The organism is Acinetobacter sp. P8-3-8 (assembly GCF_000214135.1).
GTDB lineage: Bacteria > Pseudomonadota > Gammaproteobacteria > Pseudomonadales > Moraxellaceae > Acinetobacter.
In genome coordinates this window covers 1-388 of sequence record NZ_AFIE01000177.1, presented here as the reverse complement: position 1 = coordinate 388, position 388 = coordinate 1, and the positions used below count along the sequence as shown (strand labels likewise).

General features: G+C 41.2%; 1 protein-coding gene. It reads left to right on the top strand.

Annotated features, from left to right (window positions below; translation table 11 throughout):
• Positions 1 to 388, top strand: a 388-nt coding sequence (locus GGG_RS20300) for a DnaB-like helicase C-terminal domain-containing protein (protein ID WP_010118209.1), incomplete at both ends; no start/stop codon positions are given.

The window sequence follows — 388 nt, the reverse complement described above, 5'->3', positions numbered from 1 at the left end:
ACATAACAACACTCCTTTTGATGGTGGTATTCGCACTGGTTTTGTTGAGCTAGACAACAAGCTTGGTGAAGTTGGGAAAGGTGACTTAGTCATCATTGGTGCACGTCCAAGCATGGGTAAAACAACACTTGCTCAAAACTTTGCAGCAGACATGATGATTAATCAAAACCTACCTGTGTTGTTTGTGTCAATCGAAATGTCAGGCAAACAGATAGCACAGCGAATGATTAGCGGAATTGGTCAAATTGAGTTACGAAAAGTTTTAAGTGGTAAGGCTCAAATTGAGGATTGCGGAAAGATTAACACGGCTGCAATGATTCTTGAAAAAGCGCCTTTGATGATTGATGACAATGCTCGCTCAACGACTTCAACAATCCGTAGATCAGCA